Raw genomic sequence first — 23,092 nt, forward strand, 5'->3', positions numbered from 1 at the left:
TGGCTTAATATCCGAAACAGAAAGAAGAAATAACCCGATATGACAGGAAAAGGGCGGCTTATGTTGATAAGCCGCCCTCTTTCCATATATGGAGGCAATCTATGAAAAATCTGAAAACCATTGAAGCTAAGGTAAAGGCTATTCTGCAAAAGAACGAGGACGCAAGAAACGATGATATGACCCTCTATCTGATTGTGTGCAACACCTATTTGAAAGGTGCAGGAGCAATGCCCTTTGCGGAAGTAATGGAACAGTATAAATATCTCGGTCTGCCGAGCTTTGAGAGCGTGGGCAGAACACGCCGTAAGCTGCAAGCAAAATATCCAGAGCTTGCGGGGAACGCCCGTGTAAGGCGGCTCCGTGCCGAAGGCGAAAAGGCATACCGCAAATACGCTAAGGAATGAGGTGTGAAATGGAAGAAAAACGCATAAACGGCGGTTATGAAATCATCGAAAGCTGTACTATCGGGAACAACGAGCTTGTCATCGGTCATAACGCCAAAGCCCCCAACCCGTATGTGTGTTGGTACTGCAAGGACGGCTCGGATTATTTTTGGGGATATTACTGCAATCAGTTATCGGAAGCAAGGGAAAAGCTGAATGAACGCTACCAAAGAGAATACCGTATGCCCTACAACCAGCCCGATAAAAAACAGAAAAGCCGTGATGACCGTGAGCGATAAACGAAAATATGACTGCACGACCTGTCCTTATCCCCGATATAAGGACGGGTCTGTTATTTTCTGTGATGTCTGTATCCGCAGGATTTTAGACGAGCAGAAAGAGGAAAAGAAACGAAAGGAGCAATCGAATGAGTGAAGAAAAACGAATGCTCGGCAATTATGAGGTCGTGAACAGCATTTATATTGGCGACAAAGAGGTTGTTTTCGGTGTAGATAAAAGCGATAAATACCCTTTCCTTGTAAGCTACTGCGACTACCATAATCCGTTTGGTGTGCCGTGGGCGACAGAAAGCGTTGGTTGTGACGATTATCTGGAAGCTATGGGGATTTTCATTCAGCGAGTACAGTCCCAGATAGAACAAACCAAATCCGAATTATCCAAATTCGCTTTTGACAATACCGTGTTCACGAAAGACCATTGTATTCCCGACAAACGCAGCAGCAGTATTGTCGGCAAGGTTGTCGTTATCAATGCAGAGCCGAAACGGTATGAATATCAGCACCCTGCTTTTCAGCTCGTTTTGGCGGACGGCGGCAATGGAGCAACAGGCGGCAGAGGTAACGCTGTCTTTGGTACTTGCCTTGCCACAGGCGAAAAATCCAGATGGGAACGGTACGATGTGTTAGGAGAAATCAAGCCCGAATGTATGCCTGATTGGGCAAAGGAAGCTCTTGCAAAAATCAAGGAGCAGCAGAAAGAGAAAAAACAGAAAAATCGGGAGGAACGCTGATATGGAGATACGAGCCTTAACCCCTGCCGAACAGAAATACACCTACGCTCAAAGTATGCAGCTTGAGGGACAGACAAGTAATATCGGACACTTGCGTGGAGATTTTGCATCTTCTGGATATGGCTTTTACACTACTTGGTTTGATACAAGACCGCAATGGAAAACGGACGAGTTTAAGAAAGAGCTTGACGAGGTTATCAATTCGCTTCGTGAGGACAAGGGACTTTTGCACAACCGCTATGATATGAGTGCGTTTGCAAAGCATTATCCCGAAAGCGCATTTGCAGGAAGCTATTGCACCGAGTACGGTTTCCGTGTGGATACGGAAAAACACGCCTTTCTGTTTCGGTGCAATCCGACTAAGGGCGATTACAATTTTTACTGCTATTGCTTTGTGAAAGAATGGCTTGATAAGCATATCCAAAAAGCTGAACAGGGTATCCGATTTATCGACCCAAATTACAAAGAGCTGTTTCGTATCCCAGACGGCGGCAAAATCATCATCACATCATCGTGGGGAGAAAAAACCGAACGCCCCTGCCGTTTTATTGACGAGTATCATACCGAGATTGGAAATAACATTTTCCATATCTGCGAGTTTGCCGAGCGTATGGAACAAAACGGAGCGACCTATGAGCCAAAGCCCACAGAGCCGCAGACGGTAACAAAAGCCCCAAAGCATAAAGATTTAGAACGATAGGAGGTTTTGAAAATGGCACTCAACCAAAAGGCAATCAAGGTGCTTGGTAAGGTCTTTGAAGCAGGCTTTACTGATGAAAAGTCGATTGCCGCTATGACAATGGACGATATTCTTGCGATACAGGGTATCACCATAGCCGACATTGGTATTATCAATGAGCTGCAAAAGAGTATCAAGGCAAATAAGGTCATTTCCTTTTTTAGCGGTGAAATGAAAGAATGACTATGACAATCAGCGATAAGGAGGTGTGCAAAGAATGGCTGCGAAGTATCAGCTAATTACAGAGCTGTATCGGCGCACAGGCGTGGCGGTTGCTAAAAATCCGCAGGCGTGGCAGAGTTTTTTGTCTGCCGCTTGCCGTAACTATAAATGCCGATTTGATGAACAGCTCTTGATTTACGCTCAACGCCCTGACGCTGTTGCGGTAGCACAGCTTGAAACTTGGAACAAGCAGTTTAAGCGTTGGGTAAACAAAGACAGCAAAGGCATTGCGGTGTTCGACCCAAAAGGTCGCAGGAACACGCTGAAATACTATTTTGATATATCCGATACGCACGAGGGTTATTACGGCAGCCGCCCTGTTCCGATATGGCAGATGAGTGAGCGATACGAGCAGGCAGTTATTGAACGGCTTTCCGACAGATTTGGCGATGTGGAAAGCACCGACCTTGCTTCGGTGCTGATGGAAACGGCAAAAAACGCAGTTGAGGATAATTTGCAGGATTATATGCCGCAGCTCAAATCCTGTACGCAGGATAGTTTGTTAGAGGGTCTTGACGAATATAATATCGAGGTCATTTACCGACAGCTTGCGGTCAACAGCGTAGCATATATGCTGATGAGCCGTTGCGGTGTTGATACCGAAGCGGTATTTGAGCGTGAGGATTTTGCGGAAATCATTAACTTTAATACTCCCGCCACTATCAACGCTCTCGGTGTTGCTACAAGCGACATTTCTGAAATGGCACTCAGGGAAATCTCTCAGACTATCCGAGATGTGCAAATTGCGGAGAAAAGTCAAAATCGCACCTTTGCGCCGCAATCTCAAACACGCTATGATGTAGGCAGAGAACAAGCCGAAAGGAGTAATCATAATGAGCGAAATCACATACACCAAACAAGGGGACTATCTTATTCCCGACCTGACATTACCGACAGAGCCAGAAATTCAGCTTGGCAGATACGCTTTGATGCACAGGGATTATCTGGAGCAGCACAAACGAGTGACCTACCTCAATCTGCTGACATCGGGCGAGCTAAACAAACATCTTTACGAAGTGGAACAGACGGCTCTTACGAGGTTGGAGCTTCTGACAAAACAGCTTTGCAAGGAGCAGGGCGTGACGGAGGAACTGAAAGAAAAAGCACCGATGCAATGGGTCGGGCTGATGAACAATATCCGCAGTCAAGCGGAGGAAACGATACTGAACGAGCTGATTTACAGCTAAATGTCGCTGATGAACAGCAAGTCACAGTTAATCTCCCCACCGTAGAAGAACAGATTGAAATGTTAGCTGAAGCAGAGGACGAAAAATCCTCTGCTTTTGTTATTTCTCAGGAAGATATTGACTCTGTTCTCCAAAGAGGAAGCGGCTTTCAGAATGGTAAATACCATATCTACCGTCAGTTTCAAAAGAATGAGGACAGCAAAGGCAATATTGATTTTCTCAAAAAAGAGTACGGCACAGGCGGCGGTACGCATTATTTCCCAGACGGTACGCAGGGACACACTTGGCACGACGGGAAAGGCATTGCGATTGAAAAGTACGGCTCATCTGCAAACCCCGACCTTGTTCTTTCTTGGGCAAAGGTAGAAAAACGGCTGCGTGAGCTGATAAAGAATGACCGCTACCTGAATGAAAAGGAAAAAGACCATTACGCCGATTATCTCGAAAGTGAGGAAGCTCCGCAGTACGAAATCGACACGCAAAGGAAAATGGCAAGGCAGCGTTTCATTGACGCAAACCGTGACCTTCCACCTGCCGATAAGAGAGATACCCTTGCTTTGCGGCTGTCCGATTTTATCCGTGATTTAGACGGTTATGAGAAAGACCTGCTTGAAAATGTGGAGCGTACCGACCTTGCAGATGTAACCGCCGAACAAATGGAACAGCATTTAGGCGACCCCGCTACTGTCCAGCAGCTCATTGATTTTCTTGCTTTGGTACAGGGAAAGACCGCCGATGTTTACAGCCGCAGCAATGCGTGGCGGTTTTCACAGGAGCTTATGGAGCTGTATCCTCTCCGCTATGTCTATCACGAGGACGATGTTGTATATATCGGGGCAGACAAATATGAGATTGCGGCGTTTGATGAAAACGCTGTTTCCCTGCGTAATCCCGACTTTCCATTGTTCGGAAAGGAACTCAGCCGAGCTGATTTTGAGGAAAAGTTAAAGGAAAACCCTGCTAACGACCATTTGAAAGTAGTCGTTACCGAAAAGCAGAGTGTTCAAACACCGTCCGAAGAAAAGCCAGACAGCATAAAGTTCTCAATCGGATTTTCGGAGCACCCCGCCTTTTATGACAGGCAGTTTAATGACCGATATACCGATTTGAGCTTTGCTCTGGGCAACTATCTTCTCGGCGTTCTGGACGAAAAGCAGCATAGAGAGCGTGAAAGCAAAGATAATGTCGGTTGGTATCATAAGACCGATTTTGAGATTACCGCTACTATCGGCGGCGAAGATTTCCATTATGAAGGACGGTTTGATATTGGCGACGGCGAGGGCGACCTTATCTCCCATATCAAAAACTTTTACGAATACTCTCTGTCCCCGAATTGCCCGTTTATTCCCGAATGGAAGAAACAGGGCGAGGATTATTACCGTGAACAAATAGAAAGCCTGCAATGGGGACGAGATGTGTTTGTACCATATCTGGAGCAGCATAAAACACTCACCCCAGAGGACGAAAAGCTCTATGCGGAGATTATGGCAACGGAAAGCGATTGGTTTAGAGTTCCAGAAGATAAGGAAGCCACTCTTGCGGAGCGACTGGTAGATTTTGCGGAAGATGTTTCTCCTTATGAGTATATGGACGCCCTTGAAGTAGGAGAAACAAAAGAAGATGCCATTCAGAAAATCAACAATGATTTAAGTAACCCTGAGCTTGTGCAAAGCTATGTGGAACAGCTTACAGAGTGGTTAGAAGAATTAGAAGATGATGAGCAAAAGCAGGTCTGCCGTCAGCTCATAGACGAGATGACACCGTTCTTGTCAATAGAGGAAGTTCCGCATTATACCGTAGAACTGACTTCCGATGCCTTTGCCGACCCGTTTATCATACGGGATAACACCGTACCATACGGAGAGGACGGGCAATATTACGATGTGGACGGCATTTACCAGACCTTTGAAACCGAGGAAGAAGCACAGGAATATGCCGATACCTTGAATAGTGCCGAAAACATCGTCAAGCTGTTCGCTCAGAAAGATGAGGAACGAAGCCAGCAGGAACAGTCCGATATACAGGATAACTCTGACCTCATCGGCAAGGAAATCCTTATTGATAACCGCCGCTATGTCATTGAAAGTATCAGTGAAATAAGCGGCGATGTGTCAATGCGGGATATGACCTTTGCAAATGCCGTGGGCTTTCCAATAAACCGTGTTGAGAAAATCGGCTATATCCGCAGTCTGCTCAGTAAGGCACAGGAAGAAAAACAACCCGAAAAGGCTGTATCTCCTGTCCCTGCTCCCTCAGAGCCACGGCACAATTATCGCATTACTGAGGATACTTTGGGTGTCGGCGGCGCAAAAGAAAAGTTCCGTAATAATATGGCGGCTATCAATCTCTTGCACGAGTTGGAGCTTGAAAACCGACTTGCCACACCCGAAGAACAGGAAATCCTTTCAAAGTATGTCGGTTGGGGCGGTCTGTCTATGGCGTTTGATGAAAACAATGCGGCGTGGGCTGATGAGTTCAAAGAGCTGTATGCAAGTCTTTCCCCAGAAGAATACCGTGCGGCAATGGAGTCCACCCTGACAGCATTTTATACGCCGCCTGTTGTATGTATGAAGTTCTTGAGTGTTTGGATTTTCCAAGGGCAGTATTTTAGAAATTAAGACTAGTTATTTGATACAAAGAAATGCGGTATAGGCACAGGGGTGTCGGAGTGTCGTTTAGGGTGTTGGTTTTAGGACCGGATATTTTTTTGCAAAAAAATTACAAAAACCTATTGACATTGGTGTAACACCAAGGTGTATTATATGAGTGAAAGGTGGTGATCAGATGGGATATTCAGTAAAATGGGTAGTAGAAAATCTCGGCATAACTCGTGATATGCTCCGTTACTACGAAAAGGAAAAACTCCTTCCTGCAAACGAGAGTAGAAATCCTACGAATAAATATCGTGACTACAGTTACGAAGACATCGAAAGGATATGGGGCATTAAGCTCCTTATAGGCATTGGGTTTACAGCCAAAGAAATCTATGCGCTTATGAATGACCCGGATTTCGATTTTGATACAGCTATTGCCTACAAGGTAGCAGAGTTGGAACGGAAGCACGATGAAAACCTGATTTATTTGGAGTTTGCTAAAAGCATAAAATTTCTGGGCCGTGTTCCTACCACGTCTAAAGTTGGCAGTGTCAAATTTAAAGATTTTCTGGAATACGCCCATGAGAACTGGAACTTCTACGACGACCCTCGCTCAGCGCCGTTTATGCAAATAGCAGACACGCTTATTTCAAAGGCTCCACAAGATTGGAGTCCAGATGATGTGGAGCGCATTCTTGAGATGTTCGAAAACTTTGACGCTGAAGGAATGATGCACACATATGCCCTTCATGGCTACTATCAAGTTATTTCAGATATGAAAGACCTTGGATATGACAGCGATATGGTGCAGAGAGTCGTTAAACTGCTGCACGAGTATCTTGTGGACCATAACAAGGAGCCGGAGCTTGACGGAAAAATTACACCGCAGTTTATTGCTAAGTACACGGCTCCATTCTTCCTCGGTGGAGACATAGCAATACAGCACGAGAGGAATTACGGAAAAGAAGGATGTTTATTCATCGCACAGGCTTTAGCTTATTACGGTGGGTATGATATCGATGATTTGTAAAGGAGGCTTGTAAATGGAAGAGAATCGAAAAGGATTTATCGTATGGATAAAGACTCATAAGAAGCAGCTGCTCATTGCAGGAATCAGTGTCACAGCTATTATTGGCATTATTCTTGGTCTTAAGAACAAGGAAGCCATCAAAGAGCTGTGGGAGACACTCGAAAACAGTCTTAGCAAAACATCGGACAAATTGCCGGAGTCAATCACCATAGTGCAGACATCACCACCGGTGATTGAAGAAGTGATTCCTATTCGTATGTACACTTCTCCGCAGGAGCCTTTTGATGTTAGCCAACACATCAGAAATCTATCTGGCGGCAGGCATCATTCAGTTGAAAAAGCAGCAGAGGCCGCTGCGTTAGGAATTGACCTGTTGCCGAATCAGACTCTCGTCGATACATATACTAAGTATGCTGCGTAAAGTAGAAACATAATAAAATTATAAGTATAAGGAGGAAAAAATTATGCAGATGTGTCCGTTTTGTGACAATGTTTACGATGAATCTGAGTATAGCAGATGCCCTTACTGCTCCGGTGAATTAGAGGATGACACTGGAGAAAGATATTTCAAGAATTGCCCTAATTGTGGCGGCATCATGTACTGGGATGACGAATGGGAATGCACCAATTGTGGTGAAACCATCGACTCAGACGAAGACGATAATGATGGTATTATCGAAGGTTAAAACTTAAAAACAGAAAAGCACCTCGCCGCCGGAATCAAATCCAGTGGTGAGGCGTTTCAGGATTGGATATGGAAAGACCCAGAACGGAGAAACCGCCTTGTCAGGTATTACAATGACACTTTTAATTCTGTCCGTCCCCGTGAGTACGATGGAAGTCATATTACTTTCGGCGGCATCAGCCCAGAAATCACCCTAAGACCGCACCAAGTAAACGCTATCGCTCATATCCTCTATGGCGGCAATACTCTCCTTGCCCATAAGGTGGGTGCGGGAAAGACCTTTGAAATGGTAGCCGCCGCACAGGAAAGCAAGCGGCTCGGACTTTGCAATAAAGCGATGTTCGTTGTTCCAAATCATCTTGTCGGTCAATGGGCTTCTGAGTATCTGCGTCTGTATCCGAGCGCCAATATCCTTGTGACACGAAAGCAGGATTTTGAAACGGGAAACCGCAAAAAGTTCTGTTCCCGTATTGCCACAGGCGATTACGATGCGGTCATTATCGGGCATAGTCAGTTTGAAAAAATCCCGATGAGCATTGAACGGCAACGGGAACAGCTTGAACAACAGCTCGATGATATTGAGCGTGGTATTGATGATGTGCAGGCAAGCAAAGGAGAACAGTTCACGGTCAAGCAGCTTATGAAAACCCGTAAAGGGATAAAAGCAAAGCTCGACAAGCTCAACGATACCAAGCGCAAGGATACGGTAATCGACTTTGAACAGCTCGGTATTGACAGGATTTTCATTGACGAGAGCCATTTTTATAAGAACTTGTACCTCTACACGAAAATGCGGAATGTCGGCGGCATTGCCCAGACCGAAGCACAGAAAAGCTCCGACCTCTTTATGAAGTGCCGTTATCTGGACGAAATCACAGGCAACCGAGGAACGATATTCGCAACGGGTACGCCTATCAGCAATTCAATGGTAGAACTGTATTCTGTTCAACGGTACTTGCAGTACGATACTTTGCTAAGAAACGGCTTGCAGCATTTTGACAGTTGGGCTTCAACCTTCGGAGAAACCATAACAGCTCTGGAGCTTGCCCCAGAGGGTACAAACTACCGAGCCAAGACGCGCTTTGCCAAGTTTTTTAATCTGCCAGAGCTGATGCTGATGTTCCGTGAGGTGGCGGATATACAGACCGCCGATATGTTAAAACTCCCCGTGCCGAAAGTAAATTACCACAATATCAAGACCAAGCCGAGCGAGATACAGACCGAAATGGTAGCTGCTCTTGCAAGCCGAGCTGAGAAAGTCAGGGCAAGGCTTGTTGAGCCGAATGTTGATAATATGCTCAAAATCACCAATGACGGGCGCAACCTTGCTCTCGACCAGAGAATGATTGACCCGATGCTGCCAGATGACCCGAACAGCAAGGTCAATGCCTGTATCGACAATGTGTACCGTATCTGGGAGGAATACGCCGACACAAAAGCCACGCAGCTTGTGTTCTGCGACCTCTCCACTCCGAAGAATGACGGCACATTCAGCATCTATGATGATGTGCGTGAGAAATTGGTTGCCCGCGGTATCCCTGCCGAGCAAATACGGTTTATCCACGAAGCGACCTCAGACGCACAGAAAAAAGAACTGTTCGCAAAGGTACGAAGCGGTGAAGTCCGTGTATTGTTAGGCTCTACTCAAAAAATGGGCGCAGGCACGAATGTTCAGGATAGGCTTATCGCCATTCATAATCTGGACTGTCCGTGGCGACCTTCCGATGTAGGACGGATTTTGCGGACATTCAAAATAAAAAAGAATGTGGAGGTAACAGACAATGGCAAAGACAATTTTTGAGGAAATGGGCGGCAAATACGAAAGGCAAGGGGATTATTTGATACCGTGCTTAACTGTACCCGCCGAAGAAGAACAGGCAATAGGCATCTGGGGGCAACGGCATTTAGATTATCTAAAACAGTACCGTAAAGTTACATACACCAATCTTCTTACAAGCGGCAGGCTAAACGCCTACCTTGCCGACATCAACAGACAGGCACAGGAACGCTTTGAAAGGCTCATAGAGGGTATGAAACAGGCACAGGGCATAACGGAACAGCTAAAGGCAGAAAACGCCTTAGAATGGACAGGATGCCTCAATAACATAAGGGCTTGTGCGAGGGAGATTGTGGAAAAGGAAATTATTTTTGCATAAACAGATGATTAGTGGCAGGGGGAAATCCTGCCGCTTTTTCTGCTTTAGTTTGTCAGCTTGACAAATAAAGGGTTAAGGAATATAATTAGATTCAGTATTATACAAGGAGTTAATAAATATGCGGCAAGGTATTCTTAAATAAACTGTCAATTTGATAGTGGGAACAAAAAGTAGCAGTCCCGTTTCACTTTTAATATGGGGCTTAGTTTTTTGTACCCAGTTTAAGAATACTTTTATCATGTAATTTTATATGCCCGAAAACATATAAGTGTTTTGGGGCTATTGGAGTTATTTACCCAGTGATAGGAGTATTTATCACTGGGTATTTTTATGCCCTTTTTTGGGTGTTGATAGGAGGAAAATCACATGAAAATAATTAACTTAGGCATTCTGGCTCACGTTGACGCAGGAAAGACAACATTAACGGAAAGTTTATTGTATACCAGTGGTGCAATTGCAGAACTAGGGAGCGTAGATGAAGGCACAACAAGGACAGATACAATGAATTTGGAGCGTCAAAGGGGAATCACTATCCAGACAGCAGTGACATCTTTTCAGTGGGAGGATGTAAAAGTCAACATTATAGATACGCCAGGCCATATGGATTTTTTGGCGGAAGTATACCGTTCTTTATCCGTATTAGACGGAGCAGTATTATTAGTTTCTGCAAAGGATGGCATACAGGCACAGACCCGTATACTGTTTCATGCACTACAGATAATGAAGATTCCGACAATTTTTTTCATCAATAAAATTGACCAAGAGGGGATTGATTTGCCAATGGTATATCGGGAAATGAAAGCAAAGCTTTCTTCGGAAATTATAGTGAAGCAAAAGGTTGGGCAGCATCCCCATATAAATGTAACGGACAATGACGATATGGAACAGTGGGATGCGGTAATTATGGGAAACGATGAACTATTAGAGAAATATATGTCAGGGAAACCGTTTAAAATGTCAGAACTGGAACAGGAAGAAAACAGGAGATTCCAAAACGGAACGTTATTTCCCGTTTATCACGGAAGCGCTAAAAACAATCTGGGGATTCGGCAGCTTATAGAAGTAATTGCCAGTAAATTTTATTCATCAACGCCTGAAGGTCAATCTGAACTATGCGGGCAGGTTTTTAAGATTGAATATTCAGAGAAAAGGCGGCGTTTTGTTTATGTGCGTATATATAGCGGAACATTGCATTTGAGGGATGTTATTAGAATATCTGAAAAAGAGAAAATAAAAATCACAGAGATGTGTGTTCCGTCAAATGGTGAAATCGTCCCGGCTGACCATGCCTGTCCGGGAGAAATTGTTATTTTAGCTGATGATACTTTGAAACTGAACGACATTCTGGGAAATGAAAAACTCCTGCCTCACAAAACATGGATTGATAATCCCATGCCATTACTTCGGACAACGGTAGAGCCGCAAAAGCCGGAGCAAAGGGAAGCCCTGTTAAATGCCCTCGCAGAGATTGCTGATACAGACCCTCTTTTGCATTTTGACATTGATACTGTTACACATGAGATTATGTTATCTTTTTTGGGGAATGTGCAGATGGAAGTCATTTGTGCCATCCTTGAGGAAAAATATCATGTGGAGGCAGAAATAAAAGAGCCTACTGTTATATATATGGAAAGACCGCTTAGAAAAGCAGAATATACCATCCACATAGAAGTCCCGCCAAATCCTTTCTGGGCTTCTGTCGGGTTGTCCATAGAGCCGCTCCCTATTGGAAGCGGAGTGCAGTATGAAAGCAGAGTTTCACTTGGATATTTAAATCAATCGTTCCAAAATGCGGTTATGGAGGGGGTTCTTTATGGCTGCGAGCAGGGGCTGTATGGATGGAAAGTGACAGACTGTAAAATCTGTTTTGAATATGGATTGTATTATAGTCCTGTAAGTACCCCCGCAGACTTTCGGCTGCTTTCCCCTATCGTATTGGAGCAGGCTTTAAAAAAAGCAGGGACAGAACTATTAGAGCCATATCTCCACTTTGAAATTTATGCACCGCAGGAATATCTCTCACGGGCGTATCATGATGCTCCAAGGTATTGTGCAGATATTGTAAGTACTCAGATAAAGAATGACGAGGTCATTCTGAAAGGAGAAATCCCTGCTAGATGTATTCAAGAATACAGGAACGATTTAACTTATTTCACAAATGGGCAGGGAGTCTGCTTGACAGAGTTAAAAGGATACCAGCCAGCTATTGGTAAATTTATTTGCCAACCCCGCCGCCCGAATAGCCGTATAGATAAGGTTCGGCATATGTTCCACAAGTTAGCTTAACAGCTTGCAAAAGTCATATAAAATGAGATTTGAAAGGATTAGAGACTAATTATGATGAAATGCGAATGGATATTGTGTCCTGTTTGTGGGAGCAAAACCCGTAATAAAATTAGGAAGGACACTGTTTTGGAGAATTATCCCCTTTATTGTCCAAAATGCAGACAAGAAAGATTGATTAAAGTTGACAACTTGAAGATAACTGTCATCAAAGAGCCAGACGCTTAAGACGCAGAGCCGATGAAATTGTGGAACAATTCACGAATCATCGGCTCTTTTTGTTTCGTATTTGAAAGAACAAACTCACCAAATAAAAAAAACGATATTCGGGTGGGTTATTTTGTTATACCCTAAATTACCCTCTGAATTTGTTTTTAAATTTGGAGGGATTTTTTTATGTCCTTTTTTCGGGCAGTTATCTATCTGCTCATACGAAGCAAAATTTATCAATACATAGCATATCAGAGAACGGCAGGAAACCAGTTAAAAAAATTTCTGCCAGTGCAACGGTACTTCTCACCTTGAAAGTGGAAGTACAATCTCCATACAACAGAATTTGTATTTCCCATAACCGTGAAGGTCACAGAGCCTTTGCGGTTTTTCTTTTGTCGTTTTTTGTTGGAAAGTGCCGCAGGGCTGTTTCTGGTGTGCGTTGCCGCTCCCCGCCTCTCCATCTGGATTTTTACATTTCAAAAATTCAGATTGGAGGTATTAGCGGTGAAATACGCACCAAGAAAAGTATATATCAAAGAAAGCGGCGGCTATGTGGAACTGTCCTATACGGATTTCTGCCGCCGCAGGCAAGCCGACAAGGGATATATGGACAAGCTGTTTATCCCCGTCCAAGGTTGTCTGCTTGAAGTCGTAAGGGAGCAATATGCGGACTTCTACCGTGACAGGGAGCGGTGGCGTTACCTGCAAAAATTAGATGCGAGGAACAGCCTGCTATCTCTGGACGGATTTACGGACAGCGAGGGGAATCCTCTGGACTTTATCGCTGATGAAGCGGCGGACATTGCGGAAACCGTTGTCAATGCTGTTATGGTGGACAGGCTGAAAGCCGCCCTGCCTTTGTTGTCGGATAGTGAGCAGGAGTTGATACAGGCAATCTTTTTTGACGGACTTTCCGAGCGTGAAGTCGGGGCGAGGTTAGGCATAACCCAGAGCGTTGTGAACAAACGCAAAGCCAGAATCCTAAGAAAACTAAGAAAGATAATAGAAAATTAAAATTTAAGGCGTTCAGCCCCCTTGTTTTTTCCTTTGGGAAAATGAGGGGGCTTTTCTCTGCCCTCTCAATCAATTCTGATTGGAGGAAGAAAGAATGGCATACAACCACGGACGGGAGGACAGGAAATGGCGTATCTGGAAAGAAGCGGAGGAAAAGCTGCTGCGTGAGTGCGGCGTTGATGAAGTGACCATTGAGCAGATACGCATAGCGGACAGGGCAGACTTCAATTCCAACAGGCGGTTTTACCGATGGACGAATGACGTTGCGGAATACCTTGAGGACATGGCAGACAGGGAGCGGCAAGCGGAGGTGAATACAGTTGCGGAGTTACTGGACGAGATTGAGAGCGAAAATCTCTATCAAGTATTAGTCACGGTGGACGGGCGTACCTTGAAAATCGTCCTGCTGAAAATGCAGGGGTATTCCACAAAGGAGATTGCCCCACTTGTGCATTTGACGACTGGTGCCATCTATGCGAGGTTAGACCATCTGCGGAAGAAGCTTCGGAAAATTTTGTAAGCGTCTAATACATCCCATTATTCTGCGGGCTACTGGGTGGGGAGTGGAATCTCCCCGCTTATTTTTGGCAGGAGGAAAACGGGATGGCATATAAAGCTAAGGCGTACACGCTTCGGGAGGAATCCACGGAAAGCGGTATAAGGTATTTTATCAGTTTTAAGGACGGGCAGGGGGAACACCACGAACTGGAAGTATCCGAGCAGTTATTCTTTGAATTTCGGCAGATGGAACGCAGGAACAGGAATCTTCTCCAATGGGACGAGCGGCACAGGGAGTTTTCGGAAGTATGGGACGAAACGCTGAACAGGCGGGCGTTAAAGCTGCCTAAGAGCATTGAGGAACAAATGATTGAAGCAGAACGGGCGGAACTGCTCTGTAAGGCGGTTGACAGACTGCCAGAGATACAAAGGCGACGTTTCCTGCTCTACTACGAGTATGAGTTCAATTTTTACCAAATCGCCGCTATGGAGCATTGCACCGCTTCTGCAATACAGAAATCCGTTGCTGTTGCAAAGAAGAAAGTAAAAGCGGAAATGAGGAAATATCTCCAACCATGACCGACACCGCCCGAAAAAGAAATCTGTTTTTTATTTGTGTGGGATTGGCGGTATTACATACTCTCACTTTTTTCGTGGGAGTAAATCTATTTTTAAGGAGGTCAACGCCTATGTGCAACAAAAACAAGATAACTGCCCGAAAGGAGGAAACCCATGCAGAAGTTACAGACAGTCAACGCCGAAACGCTCCTTTATGAGCCGCTTGAGAAGCCGTCCTTTGTGGTGGACAGCCTTATCCCCACAGGCTTGTCGCTGTTCTGCGGCTCACAGAAGATAGGCAAGAGCTGGCTCATGCTGAAGCTGTGCTTATGCGTGTCGCAGGGAATCCCCTTATGGGACATGACGACAATGGAGGGCGATGTGCTTTACCTCTGCCTTGAGGACACGTTCTGCCGCATACAGGACAGGCTGTTCCGTTTGACGGACGAAGCGAGCGGGCGGCTTCATTTTGCCGTGGCAAGCTGCAAGCTGTCAGACGGTCTTATCGTGCAGCTTGAGGATTATCTGAAAGACTATCCAGACAGCAGGCTCATTGTCATTGATACCTTGCAGAAAGTCCGTACAGCTTCAAAAGACAACGCCTATGCAAGCGACTATGGGGACATCTCCCTAATCAAAGATTTTGCCGACAGGCACTCTCTGGCGGTCATTGTCGTACACCACATCCGAAAGCAGAATGACAGCGATGTGTTCAACAAGGTGTCTGGGACGACAGGCTTAACGGGGAGTGCGGACGCTACCTTTGTTCTGGAAAAGGAGAAACGGGCATCTGACACCGCCAAGCTGTATGTAACGGGCAGGGACACGCCTTATCAGGAATACACGCTGCGTTTCCGTGATTGCCGTTGGGAGCTTGTGGAGCGGAAAACGCAGGAGCAGCTTGCGAAAGAAACGATACCAGATGTCCTTTTTCGGTTGGTGGATTTTATGAGGGATAAGGAAGAATGGATAGGCACGGCAACGGAACTGTTAGCCGCTATGGGGGAAACGGAAACCATACCCACGGTGATTACGAAATGGCTGAATGAATACCGCACCACATTTTTAAGCGAGAACCGTATCTGCTACCAGTACAGCCGCAGGAAAGACGGCAGGCGGATTGCCCTTGCAAGGAGGGCGGGTGACAGCGGTGATGGTGGTGACAGCGATATTAGGATACCCCCCTGTTACTGTCATTGACGCTTAAAGCCATGTAAAGCTGGCGGCTCTGCCCTGCGGGTGACAGCAGTGACGGTGGTGACAGTGATTTTAGGATACCCTGCCGCTGTCATCCCTACGGGAGAACACCCCGTAAACGCAAAATGCAGGCGTGAGATTTACTCGCCCTTTTCGGTCGTGTAAAACCACCCCTGCGGTCAGAAAAATCATTCCGATTTTTCCGACTGCGTTTACAGGGTGTAACACACTACACTTTGCCCTGCAAAGTCGTGTGCCAGACGTTCCCTCTGGACTCCCTTAAGGCAGGGCTGTGCCCTGCTATCCTACGCCTTACGGCTTCGGATAAAAGAATGGCGGCATGACGGTGACGGCTCTTGCGAGGGGGGTATCCCAAAAACACCGTCATCATCGACATGACCGTCATGCAGGGGGTGAGGGTGACAGTTGCGGCAGTCGGCAGGGGGTATCCCAAAACTGCTGTCACCACCGTCACCGCTGTCACCCCAAAGGACGGTCACCCGCCGAAAGAAAGGAGGAATCCGCCTATGCCTTATGCAATCCTGCGTTTCCAGAAACGAAAAGCGGGCGGCGTTGCGGCTTGTGAACGCCACAACGAGCGGAAGAAAGAAGCCTACAAAAGCAACCCAGATATAGATATGGAACGCTCTAAAAACAATTACCATCTCATAGCACCACCAAAGTACACCTACAAGAAAGAGATTAACCGCATGGTAGCCGAAGCGGGGTGCAGGACAAGGAAAGACAGCGTGATGATGGTGGAAACGCTCATCACAGCTTCACCAGAATTTATGAACCAGTTACCGCCCGAAGAACAAAAAGCGTATTTCCAGACGGCTCTTGACTTCATTTCGGAGCGTGTTGGAAAGCAGAATATCCTCTCCGCTGTCGTCCATATGGACGAGAGAACGCCCCATATGCACCTCTGCTTTGTGCCGATTACGCCAGACAATAAGCTGTCAGCGAAAGCTATCTTAGGCAACCAGAAATCATTATCCGAGTGGCAGACCGCCTACCATGAGCGGATGTCCTCACGGTGGAATCAGCTTGAACGGGGGCAGTCCTCAATGGAAACCAAGCGGAAACACGTCCCCACATGGCTCTATAAATTAGGCGGCAGGCTTGATAAACAGTATGAAGAAATCGTGTCTGCCCTATCCGACATCAACGCCTTTAACGCAGGGAAGAAAAGGGATAAAGCGTTAGATTTACTCTCTGCATGGCTGCCAGATGTGGAGAAATTCTCTAAGGAAATCGGGAAACAGCAGGCGTATATCGACAGTTTGAAAGAGAGAATTGGGCAGGAATCAGACTATGCGGGGCGTATGCGTGATGAAAAGTACGAGCAGGAACTAAAGGTGCAGAAAGCGAATCAGAAGATATTTGAATTGCAGAGAACCAACGAGCAGATGGGGCGGCTGCTGTCAAAAATACCGCCCGAAGTGTTGGAAGAATTGCAGAAAAATCATAGAAGCAGAGCGAAAGAAAGGTAGATATGTGAATGAAGAAACAGGATTTTAAGGTGTTAAAGACCAAAGACTTGTACCCGTTCCCCGACAATCCGTTTCATGTGGCAGAAGATGAAACACTGTCAGAGTTAGCGGAAAGCATCAAGGAATTTGGCATTGTCACGCCGATAATCACACGCCCGAAAGAGGACGGGGACGGTTATGAAGTGATTGCAGGACAGCGGCGTGTCCGTGCTTCTGAACTTGCAGGGATAAATACCGTGCCTGCGTTTGTCCTGCCCTTAGACCGTGACCGAGCCATCATCACCCTTGTAGACAGCAATTTGCAGCGTGAGAATATCCTGCCATCGGAGCGGGCGTTTGCTTACAAGATGAAATCCGAAGCCATGAAGCGGCAGGGTTTCCGCACAGACTTAACCTCGTCACAAGTTGTGACGAAGTTGCGGACGGACGACAAGGTGGCACAGGGCTTCGGCGTGGGCAGGATGACCGTGCAGCGTTTTATCCGCCTGACGGAACTGATACCGCCGATTTTGCAGATGGTGGACGAGGGGAAAATCGCCCTCACGCCTGCGGTGGAACTGTCCTTCTTGAAGAAAGACGAGCAGGAAAACCTCTTTGCCACGATGGAGAGCGAAGAAGCAACGCCCTCACTCTCACAGGCACAGCGGATGAAACAGTTAAGCCAGAGCGGGCGGCTTGACATGGATACGATATTTGCGATTATGACGGAGGAAAAGGGCAACCAGAAAGAAACCTTGAAAATCAACACAAGCAAGCTGAAAAAATACTTTCCGAAGAACACAACGCCGAAGCAGATGGAGGAAACCATCATCAAACTTTTGGAGCGTGAGTTGCAGAGGAAACGCAACCGTGACAGCCGCTAATCTTCTTTTTTCGGGAAGTAAATACAGAGAGTTGAGGTATGGAGAATGAGAGAAATCCAGTATGAAATCGTAAAGGAAATCGCAGTATTGTCTACGGGCGACAGTGGCTACACAAAGGAAATCAATCTCATTTCATGGAATGGGAAAGAGCCGAAGTATGACATCCGCAGCTTTTCCCCGAACCGTGAAAAGTGCGGCAAGGGAATCACGCTGAACGCTGATGAAGCGGCGGCACTCCTTAAAGCATTACAGAAAGAATTAAACAGCGAGGATTAATGGTATCTGATTGGCAGGGCGGGGACATTTCCAAACTCTTCCCTGCCCTGTCTGGAAAGGAAGATTTAAGTATGGGCGAGGATAAGAAAGCAGATAAAAAGAGAAAGCGTATCGTGCCAAAAGCACCAGTGCAGATGATAATCAGCCGTGAATATGTCGGCACACAGACCGTTACAGAAGCGTTTGTCCCGATTATCTCCGAGGATATTCGGAAGAAGATTGCCGAGGGCGACACCTTCGACAATGAGGGGCTGTCCGCTTAGAATGTACGCAATGGGACATGAAAACAGATAGGACAGATACGGAGGTTTTACAGTATGGCAGGAATCAAAGAAGAAAAGAAAATCTATTTAGTCGGCATTTATTGCCGCTTATCTAAAGACGATGGTACGGATAACGAGAGTGCGAGCATTGCGACACAGAAATCCATCCTCACGGATTATGTGAAAAAGCAGGGATGGCACATAGCAAAAACGTATGTGGACGATGGTTATTCTGGTACAAATTTCCAAAGACCAAGTTTCCAGAATATGATAAAAGACATTGAAAGCGGTCTGATAAACTGCGTGATTACGAAAGATTTATCCCGTCTGGGGAGAAACTATCTTGATTGTGGGTTATATCTGGAAGTTTTCTTCCCAGAGCATAACGTGAGGTATATAGCGGTCAATGACGGCGTAGATACCTTGAATAAATCTGCTATGGACATCACGCCTTTCCGCAACATTTTAAACGAAATGTATGCCGCTGACATATCTGTTAAGATAAAATCGGCATATCGGGCGAGGTTTCAACAGGGGAAATTCATGGGAACTACCGCCCCTTATGGCTATATCAAAGACCCTGCCGACCACAACCATCTGCTGATAGATGATAAAGTGGCACATGTTGTAAAAGAGATATTCGACCTTGCATTAAAAGGGAATGGAGTTGCCAAAATTTGCAGACATCTTAATAAACAGCATATCCTACGCCCTGCCGCTTATGCGGCGGAGCGTGGCGAAACAGGCTTTGAACGTCATTTTGAGGGGAACGAGGACAAACGCTATATTTGGAGTGGGAACAGCGTGAGGAGCATTTTAAGAAGCCCGATATATGCGGGAAATCTTGTAGGCTACAAACGGATTGCCGCCAATATGAAAAGCAAGAAACGCCCCTCTAAGCTGCCCGAAGAATGGGAAGTGATACCCAATACCCATGAGGGAATAGTCACGCAGGAGGAATTTGATATTGTCCAACAGCTTATTACAAGTCGTAGGCTTCCACAGAACAAGGGAGGATTTGTAAATATTTTTGCAGGCGTTATCAAGTGTGTGGACTGCGGATGTGCTCTGCGGGCAATGAACGTACACAGGAGGAAACGCCCAGAGATTATCGACTGTGTACAGTATTCATGTAATAATTATGCAAGAAACGGAAGAAGCGAGTGTAGTGCCCACAATATAGAAGCAAGGGATTTATTCAATGCCGTTCTTGCCGACATCAACTGTTTTGCGGATATGGCAGTGAATGATGAAAAGGCGGTCAGGGCCATAGAAAAGCGGCTCACGGAAACAGACCAGAGCAGGGCGAAAGCATTAGAGAAAGAACGTAAGAAGCTGAACAAACGCCTTGCGGAACTGGACAGGCTGTTTTCCTCTCTCTACGAGGATAAGGTCATGGAGCGTATTACCGAGCGGAATTTTGAGATGATGTCGGGGAAATACCAGAAAGAGCAGCTTGAAATTGAAGCAAGGCTGAAAGAGGTGACGGAAACTCTTAATGAAAGCTACGAGAAATCACGGGGAATCCGTGACTTCCTCGCCCTTATCCGAAATTATCAAGGCTTAAAAGAACTGGATGCAACAGTTATAAACGCACTCATAGACAAGATACTTGTTTCGGAGCGTGAGAAGATGGCAGACGGAACAGTGAAGCAGGAAATCAAGATTTACTATAAATTCATCGGCTTTGTCGATGAATTACATATCATACCTACAAAACGGTGGGCAGCAATGCCCGCTAAAAATTGTACGGTGTGCGGCGTTGAATATGTCCCGGGCTCTGGTGCATCAAGGTATTGTCCTGCTTGTGCCAAGAAGATACGGAGGGAGAAATCAAACGAGAGCAAACGCAGGAGCAGAGAACAGAAAAGGATAGCATGTATGAACTGTCCGCAAAAAATGACCGACTGACCTTGAACAACGGCAAGGGCGTATCGAAAGACAGGGAAATATGTTCCCAGAGGTTGAGGTTTACCGCTATGTAACCGAGCAGACCTTTGACGCTTATCTCTATCAGCTCGTGGAGAGCAAACAAAAATTTATCTCCCAGATAATGACGAGTAAAAGCCTCGTCCGTTCTGCCGAAGATGTGGACGAGGTTGCTTTGTCCTTTGCGGAGGTCAAAATGCTTGCCACAGGCGACGAGCGTTTTAAGGAAAAGATGGACTTGGACATTCAGGTATCCAAGCTCAAAGTCCTGAAACAGAGTTATCTGTCCGAGCGTTACGACCTTGAGGACAGGATACTCAAACACTTCCCTCAGACCATTGCGGAGTACGAGCAGCGTATTGTCTGCTATGAAGCAGACACAGCTCTTGCCGAGCAGCACAAGCCGCAGGGCGAGGAAAAGTTTTGTCCGATGACCTTGCGTGGTATCAGCTACACCGAAAAAGCTGCCGCAGGTGAAATGCTCCTTGCGATTTGCAAGGAATATCCCTTGTCTGCACCTGTTGAAATCGGCTCATACCGTGGCTTCAAAATGGAGGTTTTCTATGATACGGTGGGTACTCATTACTGCCTTAACCTCTGCGGGCAGGCAAAATACAAGGTAGAATTAGGCTCTGACCCTCTGGGAAACCTGACCCGAATTGAAAACGAGCTTGCCAAGCTCCCCGCACGATTGGAAGCCGCACAGACCAAACGGGCGGAAACTATCGCACAGCTTGAAACCGCAAAAGTCGAGGTACAAAAGCCATTTGCCTTTGAGGAAGAACTGAAAGAAAAGTCGGAACGGCTGAACGCTCTCAACATTGAGCTAAATCTGGATAAAAAAGACCCTGCCGTGCTTGATGCAGAGCCAGAAGAAACTGAGGAACAGCCCGAAAGAAAATGTACAAATCGTGAGAGATAATCAGATTTCCACATTTGTGAAGCCCTTTTTCGAGATGTATAATAGGGCTGTGAAATGAAATTCGGAGGTGGTTAGATGGCAAAGGATTTGAGCTTTAGCACATTTCTTGATGAATACGATACTGACTTTTTCGATTATCTCAGCAAAACAAGCACAGCTTGTCATTCCGAAACGAGGTATAAAGAGCTGACGGAAAAGATTAAAACACTCTATGAACAATATCCTAATGTGCGGAAAGTCCTTGATGTAGATAGACCCTGCGAGCTGTCTGCGGAAGAATGTACCGCTTTGAGTGAAGTGCTGAAATGCAAAAACGAAATAGCAAACTTAGAGCTGAAAGAGGTTTATTTCAAAGGCTGTATTGATTGCGTCAGCTACCTTAAAAAGCTAAGTATTCTCTAACCCATTGCGGCATTGGCGTGAAGCTGATGCCGCTTTTACATAGCCGAGAGGTTTTCTTAACGGAAAATTCCTCGGCTTTTTCTATTGTAAAGGAGGTGATTTATTTGAATGAGAAGTAACAGACCCTATGTGCAGCTTGACCCTGCCGTGATTGAGCAGGCACGGCAAATGGACTTGCTGTCCTATCTGCAACGGTATGAGCCGAACAACCTGAAGCGTGTGGCAGGCAATGTATATTGCACCAAAGAACACGACAGCTTGAAGATTTCCAACGGCAAATGGTATTGGTGGTCGAGAGGTTTCGGCGGCGTTTCTGCCCTTGATTATCTAATCAAAGTTAAGGAGTACAGCTTTGTGGAAGCCGTAGAACTGCTTACGGGTATCACGGCGGATTGGAAGCCGCCGCCTGTCCCTGTTCCAAAAGATGAGCCGAAGGAATTGCTTTTACCACCGAAAAATAAGGACTGCAACCGAGTGACCGAATACCTTTTCGGGCGTGGGATTGACCTTTCAATCATACAGGACTGTATTGCGGACGGTACGATTTTTGAAAGCTCCAAGTATCACAATGTTGTATTTATCGGAAAGGACGAAAGCGGAACACCCAAGTATGCCGCCTACCGTGGCACGATTGGAAGCTCTTTTAAGGGCGACGCTTCTGGCAGCGACAAGCGGTATTCGTTCCGACTTCTGGCAGACAAACCGAGTGATACCGTGCATTTATTTGAAGCCGCTATTGATTTACTGTCCTACGCCACCTATCTAAAGTGTGAGGGAAAAGACTATAAATCGGAAAATCTGCTCTCTCTTTCGGGTGTGTATCAGCCTAAGAAAGAGATTAAGGAAAGCAAAATCCCCATAGCCCTAACCACCTTTTTGGAAGCAAATCCCCATATCAAGACTATTTTTCTGCATCTGGACAATGACAGAACGGGCAGGCTTTGTACCGCCGCCCTCAAAGAACTTTTGCAGAAAGACTACAAAATCGTTGATGAGCCGCCGCCTGTCGGTAAGGACTTCAACGATTTTTTATTATCCTATCTGGGGATTGCAAGACCGATTTCAAGCCGTGAAAGGAGTGATGCCCGTTGATTGTCCGCAGATTTTGACCCGAAGAATAACACGACAAACAAAAAAATTAAATGTTGAAAGCGA

At 46.0% G+C, this 23,092-nt stretch carries 23 protein-coding genes and 2 pseudogenes; all 25 read left to right on the forward strand.

The features are described from left to right. Positions 1 to 101: 101 nt before the first annotated feature. Positions 102 to 404 carry a hypothetical protein gene (locus CGICJO_RS09145; protein ID WP_032521095.1) on the forward strand — a complete coding sequence of 101 codons (303 nt, stop codon included), beginning with the start codon at positions 102 to 104 and terminating at the stop codon, positions 402 to 404. Positions 405 to 412: 8 nt separating this feature from the next. Continuing rightward, positions 413 to 682, forward strand: a complete 270-nt coding sequence (locus CGICJO_RS09150) for a hypothetical protein (RefSeq protein WP_178509909.1) — start codon at positions 413 to 415, stop codon at positions 680 to 682. Between the two features lie 128 nt (positions 683 to 810). Next, positions 811 to 1,413: a hypothetical protein gene (locus tag CGICJO_RS09155; protein ID WP_117705407.1), complete on the forward strand. Its 603-nt coding sequence runs from the start codon at positions 811 to 813 to the stop codon at positions 1,411 to 1,413. A 1-nt stretch (position 1,414) separates the two neighbouring features. Then, complete coding sequence (locus CGICJO_RS09160) at positions 1,415 to 2,113, forward strand: hypothetical protein (protein ID WP_117705406.1); 699 nt, start codon at positions 1,415 to 1,417, stop codon at positions 2,111 to 2,113. A gap of 12 nt (positions 2,114 to 2,125) precedes the next feature. Beyond that, entirely contained in the window at positions 2,126 to 2,335 is a 210-nt protein-coding gene (locus CGICJO_RS09165; protein ID WP_486498658.1) for a hypothetical protein, read from the forward strand. Between the two features lie 34 nt (positions 2,336 to 2,369). Next, positions 2,370 to 6,179, forward strand: coding sequence for an LPD25 domain-containing protein (locus CGICJO_RS09170; protein WP_486498659.1), 3,810 nt, complete (start codon positions 2,370 to 2,372; stop codon positions 6,177 to 6,179). Between the two features lie 166 nt (positions 6,180 to 6,345). Next, complete coding sequence (locus CGICJO_RS09175) at positions 6,346 to 7,185, forward strand: MerR family transcriptional regulator (RefSeq protein ID WP_486498660.1); 840 nt, start codon at positions 6,346 to 6,348, stop codon at positions 7,183 to 7,185. 13 nt (positions 7,186 to 7,198) lie between these two features. Then, entirely contained in the window at positions 7,199 to 7,606 is a 408-nt protein-coding gene (locus CGICJO_RS09180; protein ID WP_486498661.1) for a hypothetical protein, read from the forward strand. Positions 7,607 to 7,649: 43 nt separating this feature from the next. After that, the gene (locus CGICJO_RS09185) at positions 7,650 to 7,871 is read left to right on the forward strand and encodes a hypothetical protein (RefSeq protein ID WP_486498662.1); all 222 of its coding nucleotides are present in this window, start codon (positions 7,650 to 7,652) and stop codon (positions 7,869 to 7,871) included. A 48-nt stretch (positions 7,872 to 7,919) separates the two neighbouring features. After that, positions 7,920 to 9,671: pseudogene (locus CGICJO_RS09190) on the forward strand (helicase-like domain-containing protein); the annotation flags it as partial. Further along, positions 9,652 to 10,026 (forward strand): TnpV protein, encoded by a 375-nt coding sequence (locus CGICJO_RS09195; protein WP_029172348.1) that lies wholly within the window; start codon positions 9,652 to 9,654, stop codon positions 10,024 to 10,026. The pseudogene CGICJO_RS09190 and the gene CGICJO_RS09195, both read left to right, overlap by 20 nt. 366 nt (positions 10,027 to 10,392) lie before the next feature. Further along, on the forward strand, positions 10,393 to 12,312 hold the full coding sequence (gene tet(O), locus CGICJO_RS09200) for a tetracycline resistance ribosomal protection protein Tet(O) (protein ID WP_117657162.1): 1,920 nt from the start codon (positions 10,393 to 10,395) through the stop codon (positions 12,310 to 12,312). 51 nt (positions 12,313 to 12,363) lie between these two features. Beyond that, a pseudogene (locus tag CGICJO_RS09205) lies at positions 12,364 to 12,553 on the forward strand (cysteine-rich KTR domain-containing protein). 473 nt (positions 12,554 to 13,026) lie between these two features. Then, on the forward strand, positions 13,027 to 13,536 hold the full coding sequence (locus tag CGICJO_RS09210) for a sigma-70 family RNA polymerase sigma factor (RefSeq protein WP_000872511.1): 510 nt from the start codon (positions 13,027 to 13,029) through the stop codon (positions 13,534 to 13,536). Positions 13,537 to 13,630: 94 nt separating this feature from the next. Beyond that, positions 13,631 to 14,056 (forward strand): RNA polymerase sigma factor, encoded by a 426-nt coding sequence (locus CGICJO_RS09215; protein ID WP_000323896.1) that lies wholly within the window; start codon positions 13,631 to 13,633, stop codon positions 14,054 to 14,056. Between the two features lie 83 nt (positions 14,057 to 14,139). Then, a complete protein-coding gene (locus CGICJO_RS09220) occupies positions 14,140 to 14,613 on the forward strand; it encodes a sigma factor-like helix-turn-helix DNA-binding protein (RefSeq protein ID WP_000323521.1) in 474 nt (157 codons plus the stop codon). A 153-nt stretch (positions 14,614 to 14,766) separates the two neighbouring features. Next, a complete protein-coding gene (locus CGICJO_RS09225; RefSeq protein ID WP_014636623.1) occupies positions 14,767 to 15,792 on the forward strand; it encodes an AAA family ATPase in 1,026 nt (341 codons plus the stop codon). 524 nt (positions 15,793 to 16,316) lie between these two features. Then, complete coding sequence (gene mobV / locus CGICJO_RS09230) at positions 16,317 to 17,282, forward strand: MobV family relaxase (protein WP_001820668.1); 966 nt, start codon at positions 16,317 to 16,319, stop codon at positions 17,280 to 17,282. 8 nt (positions 17,283 to 17,290) lie between these two features. Next, the gene (locus tag CGICJO_RS09235) at positions 17,291 to 18,145 is read left to right on the forward strand and encodes a ParB/RepB/Spo0J family partition protein (protein ID WP_000743700.1); all 855 of its coding nucleotides are present in this window, start codon (positions 17,291 to 17,293) and stop codon (positions 18,143 to 18,145) included. Positions 18,146 to 18,190: 45 nt separating this feature from the next. After that, positions 18,191 to 18,421, forward strand: coding sequence for a YdbC family protein (locus CGICJO_RS09240; protein ID WP_001206986.1), 231 nt, complete (start codon positions 18,191 to 18,193; stop codon positions 18,419 to 18,421). After that, on the forward strand, positions 18,421 to 18,684 hold the full coding sequence (locus tag CGICJO_RS09245; protein ID WP_000253176.1) for a hypothetical protein: 264 nt from the start codon (positions 18,421 to 18,423) through the stop codon (positions 18,682 to 18,684). Before CGICJO_RS09240 ends, CGICJO_RS09245 begins: the two co-directional genes overlap by 1 nt. Before the next feature lie 54 nt (positions 18,685 to 18,738). Beyond that, a complete protein-coding gene (locus tag CGICJO_RS09250; protein WP_001820670.1) occupies positions 18,739 to 20,595 on the forward strand; it encodes a recombinase family protein in 1,857 nt (618 codons plus the stop codon). Between the two features lie 40 nt (positions 20,596 to 20,635). Then, positions 20,636 to 21,535, forward strand: a complete 900-nt coding sequence (locus tag CGICJO_RS09255; protein ID WP_486498663.1) for a hypothetical protein — start codon at positions 20,636 to 20,638, stop codon at positions 21,533 to 21,535. A gap of 75 nt (positions 21,536 to 21,610) precedes the next feature. Then, positions 21,611 to 21,937: a DUF6664 family protein gene (locus CGICJO_RS09260; protein ID WP_117705403.1), complete on the forward strand. Its 327-nt coding sequence runs from the start codon at positions 21,611 to 21,613 to the stop codon at positions 21,935 to 21,937. Positions 21,938 to 22,045: 108 nt separating this feature from the next. Continuing rightward, on the forward strand, positions 22,046 to 23,029 hold the full coding sequence (locus tag CGICJO_RS09265) for a DUF3991 domain-containing protein (RefSeq protein ID WP_486498664.1): 984 nt from the start codon (positions 22,046 to 22,048) through the stop codon (positions 23,027 to 23,029). Positions 23,030 to 23,092 lie beyond the last annotated feature (63 nt).

The organism is Candidatus Limousia pullorum (genome assembly GCF_057405065.1).

Excerpts from the sequence above, each read along its gene's own strand:
- CGICJO_RS09145 (WP_032521095.1), top strand. The coding sequence starts at position 102 with ATGAAAAATCTGAAAACCATTGAAGCTAAGGTAAAGGCTATTCTGCAA.
- CGICJO_RS09150 (WP_178509909.1), top strand. The coding sequence starts at position 413 with ATGGAAGAAAAACGCATAAACGGCGGTTATGAAATCATCGAAAGCTGT.
- CGICJO_RS09155 (WP_117705407.1), top strand. The coding sequence starts at position 811 with ATGAGTGAAGAAAAACGAATGCTCGGCAATTATGAGGTCGTGAACAGC.
- CGICJO_RS09160 (WP_117705406.1), top strand. The coding sequence starts at position 1,415 with ATGGAGATACGAGCCTTAACCCCTGCCGAACAGAAATACACCTACGCT.
- CGICJO_RS09165 (WP_486498658.1), top strand. The coding sequence starts at position 2,126 with ATGGCACTCAACCAAAAGGCAATCAAGGTGCTTGGTAAGGTCTTTGAA.
- CGICJO_RS09170 (WP_486498659.1), top strand. The coding sequence starts at position 2,370 with ATGGCTGCGAAGTATCAGCTAATTACAGAGCTGTATCGGCGCACAGGC.
- CGICJO_RS09175 (WP_486498660.1), top strand. The coding sequence starts at position 6,346 with ATGGGATATTCAGTAAAATGGGTAGTAGAAAATCTCGGCATAACTCGT.
- CGICJO_RS09180 (WP_486498661.1), top strand. The coding sequence starts at position 7,199 with ATGGAAGAGAATCGAAAAGGATTTATCGTATGGATAAAGACTCATAAG.
- CGICJO_RS09185 (WP_486498662.1), top strand. The coding sequence starts at position 7,650 with ATGCAGATGTGTCCGTTTTGTGACAATGTTTACGATGAATCTGAGTAT.
- CGICJO_RS09195 (WP_029172348.1), top strand. The coding sequence starts at position 9,652 with ATGGCAAAGACAATTTTTGAGGAAATGGGCGGCAAATACGAAAGGCAA.
- CGICJO_RS09215 (WP_000323896.1), top strand. The coding sequence starts at position 13,631 with ATGGCATACAACCACGGACGGGAGGACAGGAAATGGCGTATCTGGAAA.
- CGICJO_RS09220 (WP_000323521.1), top strand. The coding sequence starts at position 14,140 with ATGGCATATAAAGCTAAGGCGTACACGCTTCGGGAGGAATCCACGGAA.
- CGICJO_RS09225 (WP_014636623.1), top strand. The coding sequence starts at position 14,767 with ATGCAGAAGTTACAGACAGTCAACGCCGAAACGCTCCTTTATGAGCCG.
- mobV (WP_001820668.1), top strand. The coding sequence starts at position 16,317 with ATGCCTTATGCAATCCTGCGTTTCCAGAAACGAAAAGCGGGCGGCGTT.
- CGICJO_RS09235 (WP_000743700.1), top strand. The coding sequence starts at position 17,291 with ATGAAGAAACAGGATTTTAAGGTGTTAAAGACCAAAGACTTGTACCCG.
- CGICJO_RS09240 (WP_001206986.1), top strand. The coding sequence starts at position 18,191 with ATGAGAGAAATCCAGTATGAAATCGTAAAGGAAATCGCAGTATTGTCT.
- CGICJO_RS09245 (WP_000253176.1), top strand. The coding sequence starts at position 18,421 with ATGGTATCTGATTGGCAGGGCGGGGACATTTCCAAACTCTTCCCTGCC.
- CGICJO_RS09250 (WP_001820670.1), top strand. The coding sequence starts at position 18,739 with ATGGCAGGAATCAAAGAAGAAAAGAAAATCTATTTAGTCGGCATTTAT.
- CGICJO_RS09255 (WP_486498663.1), top strand. The coding sequence starts at position 20,636 with ATGTTCCCAGAGGTTGAGGTTTACCGCTATGTAACCGAGCAGACCTTT.
- CGICJO_RS09260 (WP_117705403.1), top strand. The coding sequence starts at position 21,611 with ATGGCAAAGGATTTGAGCTTTAGCACATTTCTTGATGAATACGATACT.
- CGICJO_RS09265 (WP_486498664.1), top strand. The coding sequence starts at position 22,046 with ATGAGAAGTAACAGACCCTATGTGCAGCTTGACCCTGCCGTGATTGAG.